Source organism: Paenibacillus sp. DMB5 (assembly GCF_001517085.1).
In the GTDB taxonomy this organism is placed as follows: domain Bacteria; phylum Bacillota; class Bacilli; order Paenibacillales; family Paenibacillaceae; genus Paenibacillus_AQ.
On record NZ_LRAC01000012.1, the window covers coordinates 61,750 to 70,949 of the forward strand.

6 protein-coding genes are annotated in these 9,200 nt (G+C 32.4%); all 6 read left to right on the forward strand.

Translation table 11 applies throughout. The features are described 5' to 3' along the window. The first annotated feature begins 9 nt into the window (after positions 1-9). The 6 genes from AWJ19_RS02995 to AWJ19_RS03020 all read left to right on the forward strand — a co-directional run bounded on the left by AWJ19_RS02995 (position 10) and on the right by AWJ19_RS03020 (position 9,125). On the forward strand, positions 10-2,388 hold the full coding sequence (locus AWJ19_RS02995) for a TnsD family Tn7-like transposition protein (RefSeq protein ID WP_198536455.1): 2,379 nt from the start codon (positions 10-12) through the stop codon (positions 2,386-2,388). A 416-nt stretch (positions 2,389-2,804) separates the two neighbouring features. After that, positions 2,805-4,100, forward strand: a complete 1,296-nt coding sequence (locus tag AWJ19_RS03000; protein WP_068721412.1) for an SIR2 family protein — start codon at positions 2,805-2,807, stop codon at positions 4,098-4,100. Further along, entirely contained in the window at positions 4,087-4,578 is a 492-nt protein-coding gene (locus AWJ19_RS03005) for a hypothetical protein (protein ID WP_082707672.1), read from the forward strand. Before AWJ19_RS03000 ends, AWJ19_RS03005 begins: the two co-directional genes overlap by 14 nt. After that, entirely contained in the window at positions 4,575-6,515 is a 1,941-nt protein-coding gene (locus AWJ19_RS03010; RefSeq protein WP_068721413.1) for a hypothetical protein, read from the forward strand. Before AWJ19_RS03005 ends, AWJ19_RS03010 begins: the two co-directional genes overlap by 4 nt. 658 nt (positions 6,516-7,173) lie before the next feature. Continuing rightward, positions 7,174-7,377 (forward strand): helix-turn-helix transcriptional regulator, encoded by a 204-nt coding sequence (locus AWJ19_RS03015; protein WP_068721414.1) that lies wholly within the window; start codon positions 7,174-7,176, stop codon positions 7,375-7,377. A gap of 659 nt (positions 7,378-8,036) precedes the next feature. Next, complete coding sequence (locus AWJ19_RS03020) at positions 8,037-9,125, forward strand: hypothetical protein (RefSeq protein WP_068721415.1); 1,089 nt, start codon at positions 8,037-8,039, stop codon at positions 9,123-9,125. The last annotated feature ends 75 nt before the right edge of the window (positions 9,126-9,200 follow it).

A 9,200-nucleotide genomic window follows, 5' to 3' on the forward strand; every position in this document is an offset into this window, starting at 1 on the left:
GTGAGCGAAATGCGTAAAGTGAGTCCATATCCGGATGAATTAGTGTACAGTATTTGTTCAAGAATTCATTTTTACAGTGGAAGTATAATGACTAGAAGAACAAAGAGGCAACTATTTGGTAATGTCGAAAAGACAATTCATATTCTGTGGCCGACTAGATTGGAGTATTTTTCTATTGAATATGGATTAGGATTGAGCGTGAACGAATTGGTTTCGAAGCACACTCTATTTCCTTACTACACAAGGTTTATGTCAGAGGAAAAAAACAACAAATTTTTTGAAGCTATGGTGTATGGAAATAGTAGAGCTAATCCAGCAGCATATCTAAAACTTATACAAAACATAACACCGAGACTTTACTTATGTCCATTATGTGTAAAAGAAGACAACTGTGAATTTGGAGAACCATATTGGCATAGATCACATCATTTACCGGGTTCAAAAGTATGCTATAAGCATAATGTCTATCTATTAGCAGAATGTCCTGTTTGTAATGAATCGTTTGTTAATTCATCTAACAAGGAACTAAATATCACTCCTGAGTTCTGTAGCAATGGTCATTCGTTAGAATTTGTTGTTGAAAATAAAAATAAGGATCTGTTGCTTATTGCACAAGAGAACTATTCTCTACTTAATTCAGAAATGGAATTTTCAATCAAAGATGTAATCAATAAATTTCTTACTTACGCAAAAGTGGGACAATATCAGAATGTAGAATCGACAGTGATTTTATATGACAAACTTGTTCCTGAATTCATGAAAAGATTTCCTACATCATTTTTAGAATCCATTGGTATTCCAATACAAAGAGAAAAAATACAGGGAATCAACAGGATTTTCCAGAAAAGAGAGAGGTTTATTCATCCTTTACATGTGCTTTTGCTTATTTTGTTTTTCGGGGGAACAATCGAAAATTTCTTATCTCAAGAAATTAAATATACTCCATTTGGAGAAGGGCCATGGCCATGTTTGAATAAATTGTGTCCTAGTTATTTACAAGATGTAATTAATGAGGTTGATTTAAAGAATTCAAACCGATTTGCAAAGCCTAGAGGGAACTTCAAATGTTTAGGCTGCGGTTTCGTCTATTCACGGTTAGGAACTAATGACGTTCAAACGGAAACATATGAATATGACTTGATTTTGAGAACTGGTGAGATCTGGGATGCAAAGTTTGAAGAATTGCTTAATAAAAATATTGTCTATCTATATGAAATGACAGAAGAATTAGGTGTAGGTAAAGTCTTTTTGAGATTAAAGTTAAAAGAACTGTTTGGGGAATTTAATCTTAATCAGTCGCGTGCTGTTACTATGAAACAATTAAGAAGAAGTCGAATTAAACAAATGATTACTGAGAATCCACATTTGACTGTTGCCGAAATCGCTAAAATTGACCCGAGGATTATTAAATGGATGCAATCATTTGACGCGGAGTGGCTCAGGGAAAACGTGAAATCTACGACAAGGAGATTAGGTTTAGAAGATCGAAGAACAGAGTTCCTTAAAACACTGCATGGACTACCCAGAACCATTAAAACAACAAGAAAAGAGTTAAAGCAGATTAATCCTAGCAACTATGCATGGTTGATAGCTCACGACAAACAATGGATGATGGAGCAATTACCAGATACAGTAATTCGCAAACCAATAAAAACATTGGAAGAAAGAAGAGAACAATTCCTTAAGTTGTTGAATGAATATCCAAATGCAACAAGATCGGAGCTTAAACAATTAGAAAGTGCTAATTATAAATGGCTTATGCAAAACGATGTTGAATGGTTCTCTTTGAAACAACCCTCTGTTAAACTAAATCCTAATAAGAAAAATAATATTACTCTTCAACAAAGAAGAAAAACTTTTCTTAGGCTCCGAGATGAATTCCCCAACTTATCAAGATCAGAACTTCAACGTCAAGACTTAAGTAATTACACTTGGTTGCGAATGCATGACAGCGCTTGGTTTGAACATGAATTGCCCTCTCCAATTGACAAAACTGGGTCGATAAAGCCTAGATTTACGTTGCTAGAAAGAAGAAATTTTTTCATGAAAATATATTTGGAAAATCCTACGGCCTCACCTAAAGAAATTAGAAAACTAAGTGGAAGTAACTATACTTGGTTGCATACTCACGATTTTCTTTGGCTGAAGGAACGGCAGCCTGGTATCCGAAAAAATGAAAACATTCATAAAAGAAGGAGAGTCATTAATAAAAGTTTGGAAGAAAGAAGGAAAGAGTTTATATCAATAAGGAGTCAAAATCCTTATCTATCAAGAAGCGGATTAAAAGAGAACTATCAGAGTTTGTATGTATGGTTAATGACTAACGATAAAGATTGGTTTTCTAACCAGCTACCACCTATTGTACCTAGAAATCATAAATCACATTGAATATATAAGTTTCTATGCTGATTATAAACAATTTGATGATAAGCACTTGAATTTTGGAGTCATGACATTTTTATATATTATAAAGTATAAATAAAGAGCCCAAAGAATAGGCGATTTCTCGCATTCTCACGGGCTCTTTTTGTCAGAAAAGTAAATATAATAAAATTTTATTTAGTAAGGGATGCTTGCTCTCATTTTGAGCAAATTAGACCAATTTTAAATGAATTGGATATATAAAAAAGGCATTGTTTGAGAAATATATACATAAAAAGTCGAATCCTAGAAGGAATCATGATAGATAAAGAGGAATATTTACTAATAGGAAAAAGGTACCAGGTAATGGAGCTTGTTAACTAGTAAATAATAAAAAATGAATAGATTGAGATAAAAAATTTATATGACATGAGGGGACATTAATGAGTTTTGAGTTGGAAAGTCTCAGAAAAGATTATCAGAGTGAAAGAGTTGTTCCCTTTATTGGGGCTGGATTATCAGCTCCTTTCAAAATCCCGACATGGAAAGATTTAATTGACGACATAACTCAAAAGTATGCAGTAGGGGATAGAGCTTTTATTGCTAATGTAGTGAATTGGCACTTAAACTCAAAAGATTACTGGGGGGCAATAGATGAATTGAAAAAATTCGCTCATATCCTTGATGCAGATATACAGGAAAGAATTGTTGAATTATTTAGGGAACGACAGATCACACTTCCTGATAATGAATTACATAACTATGCTGACTTGGCGAATTTAAATTTCAAACTTTATTTAACAACTAATTATGAAAATTTATTACAGAAGTATCTTGGATTTGAAAATATACCGATACTTCTTAAGGATATTGATTTTAGTTCTTACCGATTATTTGATGAACAACGTGTTTGCCATCTTCATGGACATACTAGCAATCTAGGAACGATTGTTTTGAGCAGACAAAGCTATGAAAACTTATACAAAGAAAAAAAGTACGAGAACATTTTGAAATTAGTAACAGGAACCAGAAAAATTCTCTTCATGGGATTCTCATTTGATGATCAATTTATCAGAACATTAATTAAAGACCATAAGGAATGTTTCCAGACGACTCACTATATTCTTTTGAGTAATCCGACTGAAGAAAAAATAGCACTTTTTCGGAAGGAATACGGACTGATAACAATTCCATACAGCACTGCGTGTTCAACCCATACGTTAGAAATCAGAAAAATTTTAAAAGCAATATCGCAGTCTGATGATACTGATGGAGGAAGTAAAAAGTTTTCAGATGATGGAGTAGAGCACATTATAGTTGGAGCTGGTCTATCAGAGCTGAATCAAGATGTTGAAAATAATTTGTTTTATAAAAAATTGAAGCTAGAGAATATTGATGAAGACACTGTAGAACTAACAAAACTGTTTTACGTTGCGGCGGAGAAATATATAAGGCAATTAAAGAAAAGTGGCATGAATATAACTATTATTGATGCAATCTTTTATAAAGTCTTTGGAAAGTATAAAGAAAAATATGTAGACACCTATAAACAATATGGCGATAGTTGTGAATTTGTGAATGTAGTTCATAAGAGCTTAGAGACTATTGATTTTGGAAGGTACGAAAAGCTATTTCAAGGAAATAAATCTGATGAAAATGAAAATCGAGGGATGATTCATCTTTTGGCAGATGAAAATGATAATGTTTGGTGGGGGGATAGAAGAATTGCAAACCAATAACATTTCCTTAACAAGTTCTACTCCGCCATCTGTTCAACTATTATTCGATAACCTAAAGTTGGACATAACCAAAGTATTAGTATTACTACGTGTGTGTTCTTTAAAGAGTAAGCTGAAATACAATAAAATTTCCGAAATTGTTTTCTATTATAGTTTAGTAAACTTTGAATTGACTAAATTTTACGAACCAAAAATAGATGATAACGTTATTATCTCCACAAATCAGTATTTCCGCTTTCAAGTTGCAATTTATCAAATTATTCTAGAAATGTCGCAAGTTAGTTGGATTGAAGTAAAAGGTGACATATCTTTTAAACCAGATGAGATTGGAGTACGAATAACGTCTACAGGGATAGAATTCGTAGAATCCCTTACATCCGAATACTTTGCTACACTTTCTAATAATTACGTTAGAGCAATGGAGCTAATTAAATTCAATAGTGAAAATGTGAAAAAATTAAAGGGGGAGGCCAAGTGAGTCGATTAGTATTTAATAAGTTGATTCTTCTAGGAGCGGCATATAAGCGTACTATTATATTTAATAAAGATCTCACAGTCATTAGTGGAGATAAGACCTCAGGAAAATCATTGATCTTAAGTCTCATTGACTATTGTTTGGGTAAAGATAAAAAAATTGATTTAAAGGTACAGAAAGAGTTGAATTTAAATTGTGATCAAGTTTACCTGGAAATAATGATAAATGAAGAGGTACTAACAATAGCCCGTCCGCTCAAAGAGAACCAGACCAAACTTAGGATCTACTTTGCTTCTTTTGAAGAGTTGATGGACTATACTCCAAAAATAGTATCCAAAGAAGAACTAATGCAGTTCTTTATGAGAAAACTAAATATTAATGAGTATAAACTAGAGAAATATAAGCAGCATAGCAATAAGAAAGAATTGGCAACCGTATCGTTCAGAGATATTTTTAGATATGTGTATATAAATCAGCATCAACTGGGGACACATGATTTTTTATCAAATAATACACAATTTAAGAGTTATAAGAATCCCCATGCATTTAAGTTGATGTTTGGTTTAGTTGAACCCGATGTAGCTAACCTCAAGCAACAGTTGGTTAACGCAAAGAATAGAATCGAAGACCTTAATAAGGAAATATTAGGCTTAGAGTCGTATTTAAAAGATAAAGATGCAGAGAATTACATAATCCTTTGGGAAAAGAGAAGAGAATATAAAATTGAAGTAAATAAAAGAAAAGCAGAAAAGGCTCATATTATTGAAAATGGTAAGAGGAATAAAAATAATGAGAATGAGATGTATATTACTTTAAAAAGGGAATTAACTGATATTTCGAATCAAATATCGGAATTAGAAAATAAGAAAAGTTCATTTTGGCTATCTGTTAACTCCAAGAAATTATTAATGGAGGAATACCAGCATGAAAAGGTAGAGACAGATGCGACTCTGGAGATTAACTACAAACTTGTAATAAATGAGCAAAATGTTGAATGTCCACTTTGTAACTCAAAGGTTCCACACCTTATACATAATACTGATGGGTTCGCTTCAGTAAATGCTTTGAATAAAATTAAAAGTGAGCTTGCCAATAAAACTAAGTTAATTAATAAGATGATCGAAAATGATTTAGCAAATATAGATAAAGTAGAAGTGTCTATCCGGCAGTTAAACTTGAAAAAAAGCATACTAGACAATGCTATTTTAGAATTCACCAAAAAAACAGAGGTCCCTTTCTTATCTCAGATAGATAGTATTAACAGCATTATTAACCGGTTAAGCAGAGAGAATGAAATTATTAAAGAATGTTTGAGAATACATAATAAAATAATCGAAAAAAAGAATACGATTACAGATTTAGAAGCGGAAGTAAAGCGCCTGGAAGGTGAACTGGCAAATCTAAATGTGAGTGAAAAATATAAAACAGCTGTATTTAATAATTTGAATGAAAATTATAAAGCTTATATGAAAAGATTTAATTATACTAGCACGATAGATACGTATATCCATCCCAATACTTACATCCCTTATTACGATGGATCAAGTGTCTATGATCATGAAAGCGGCGGCTTACTATTATGTATGCAGGTTTCTTATCTAGGGGCAATTGTCGCAAGTAAAAAAATGAATTATGCAATCGGTCATCCTGGAATACTAATGTTAGATTCACTAAGTAAGTACTTAGGAACGTTGAAGAAGAATGGTCAAGTACAGATAAATCCTGAGGCCGAAGGAATAGCTGAGAAAGATCTCATAAAAGATCCTGAGGTCTACGAGGAAATTTATAAAATCTTAATTGAGCTATGTTCTGATAATCAAATTATTATTGTAGAAAATACACCGCCTGATCTAGCAGATGCTTACACTAGGTATACTTTTTTCAGCGGTGATAAGGGCCTCGTAAATTTAAAAGCCAATGAATACTCGGATAGTGAATAGAATTGTTGAATGGTATCTACAGCTGTGAAGGGCCAATGGATCGGCGAGCTCTTTATCGATTCATTGGCCTGTAGCAGTTGATGGGATGACACAAGTGTTATTGATTTTTGTTTTCGATATAAAATAGTTGTTATTCAGGAGGTACAGAAGTGATCGGTAATTCGTAAATGACTACTATCATGATTTATCTGAAGTTGAATTACTTGAAAAAATCACCATCGCAATACAGCAATATGCTGAGTAGCCGTAACTTTTAGCCTTTTTAAAGAGTTGCAAGAACTAAGATGAATTTTGCTGATCCATCAAGTGGTTGCAGAACAATAGATTAATGTAAGTGACAAATTGAGATTTTTCTCGTCTTTTTATCTAAGAACAATAGTTTAATGTAATTTTCAAAAATGACAACAGTTAAAAACTGCTAGCAGTAACAACGAGTTAGGGAACAATGGTTTAATGTAATAATTCAAATACACCTAGTGAATAATTACATTAATGTGTTGTTCTGAACATTAAAGTATTGTTTTGAGTAACGAAATTGCAATAAAGTTGTGTTTTGAAAAGCTTAAGACAAAAATGAGCGTGTAACAGCAACACTGACATCTAGAGCCGTCCTGAAAATACAGGGCGGCTTTATCTTTTTTTATATGGGGGAAGATGAATGAATACAATTGGAGATAAAGTAAAATTTATTCGTTTACAGAATAAATTAAATCAGATAGTTTTCGCTGAAAAAATAGGGATCTCACAAGGCCGACTTAGTGAAATTGAGCAGGGAAAGACTAAACCCTCTGCCGAAACTCTAAAAGAATTAAGGAAAGAATTTAATGTTGATTTAAACTGGTTATTCGACGAGGATATTTAATTTTGTTAATCTGTTGATAGAGTGTCTGGTGACATTTAACTCAGTGTTTAGGTGGTGTCTTTAAACAAAGTTTGAGTTTTTATAATAGAGTTGGTGCTTGATGAAGGCGTCAAATATTGTTTGTAGCTAGAAAAAAGAATGTAACTGTTGATTATTGTCAAAAGAAAATAAAGTTCTAGACTGAGAAAATAAAGTATTAGACTGACAACGCTTCATTAAGCTAACGGGCAGGATAGTTCAATCACTTCGCGAATACCTTCATATAGAAATTCACGAAAATCTATTCCATTGGAAAGAGAGTGCCACCGAAAGTGCTCTGGCGTGGCGCAGGACGTCAATGTCCAACTGTGACTTGATGATTCTCATCCTTGAATCCTTCCTTGAAATGAAAAAGCCCCTCGGTAAGAGGGCCTTGGTATGAATCATAACCATGATATATGTCATAAGCTCACTTAATATCAGTTTTAATTAACAAAATAACAACACTGCAATGTGTCAGGGTATTTTTGAGTGATTTCAAGCACAGGGGACATATCCTGATTGTCTATAATTGTTGCGTCACGGCCGGTCGTGATCGCCAGTTGTGCCTGGCGATTATGCTTCCTTAAGGTGGTGAACATTATGTGCAATAATAAACTCTCATAGCAAGGAAGTATCTTATGAAAAACAAAAAAGACAAAGTCGTTTATATTGATAAAGAGCATTTGAGAAAACATAATGTAATAGAGAATGTTTTTATTTATGAAGATTTAGATTTGGATGAAAGAACTAGAAACATCTATAAATACTTTGAAAAAAGGTTTATTGAGTCATATAGGCTATCAGCAGAGGTGTTCTGTATAAAGGAATATAGCTTCTACATAAAAGATAGTTTTCAATGCAATGCTTTTGCTATACATAGAAAAGGATACAATATTATTGGTATTACAAATATGTACCCTGTTTTATTGTCAGATAAATTTGATTCCAAGTATTTTAACAATATAATATTTAATTTCTTGATTAATAATGAAAATATAGGATTAGCATATATTGATTTATGTAATGATGAAAAATTTGATTTTGGGAAGTTTATGTTAGAATGCTCAATAGAATTTACATTAGGTCATGAATTTCGTCATATTAAACAGTTTAACAGTTCAAAGATACGAAAGCAAAGTTACCATATGCAGGAAAATGTAGTCGAAAGTGATTTTAATATCAGGAAGCACGCATGGGAGTTTGATGCAGATAGAAGTGGATGCTATGACGTACTTAAGTATGTATTTAGCGCGAATAGAAATTTAGAAGAGAGATCAAATGATAAATTTAAATGTCTACTTTATGCTGGTTGTGCAAGTATGATCATAACGAAATATTTATTTTATTACGGGTTTATTTATAAAGATGTAACAAATACTACAATTAAGAAAAAAGAGTTTTATACCAAAAAGTTTTCGCATCCACATCCTTTAACAAGATGTATGAATATTCTAGATTATTATTATAGTAATATTTCAAATGATTTTCCCAAGTTGGAGATGGATTATCAAGAGTATTTTAATAATGTGTTTGGTATTCTAAAACTATATTTTGATTCTCTGTTAGAAGATAAGAACTTTATGGAGCAAGTATTTGATGATTTAAGTACTCATATGGATGATGTTAATAAATACAATGATGAATTATACGATGTTGCAATTCAGGATGAAGCAATAAGAGATTTGTTGATTTCAAGTAATACAAGTTTTGAAGGCTACTCGGAGTGAGAGATTAATGGCGAAAATGCGGGTCTGTCAATAATTTTGTGTAAACTCTTTTAAGCACAGATTCCCCCGAGGGGG

Bases quoted from the DNA above. Each gene is read 5' to 3' on its own strand.
- AWJ19_RS02995 (WP_198536455.1), top strand. From the start codon at position 10: ATGCGTAAAGTGAGTCCATATCCGGATGAATTAGTGTACAGTATTTGT.
- AWJ19_RS03000 (WP_068721412.1), top strand. From the start codon at position 2,805: ATGAGTTTTGAGTTGGAAAGTCTCAGAAAAGATTATCAGAGTGAAAGA.
- AWJ19_RS03015 (WP_068721414.1), top strand. From the start codon at position 7,174: ATGAATACAATTGGAGATAAAGTAAAATTTATTCGTTTACAGAATAAA.
- AWJ19_RS03020 (WP_068721415.1), top strand. From the start codon at position 8,037: ATGAAAAACAAAAAAGACAAAGTCGTTTATATTGATAAAGAGCATTTG.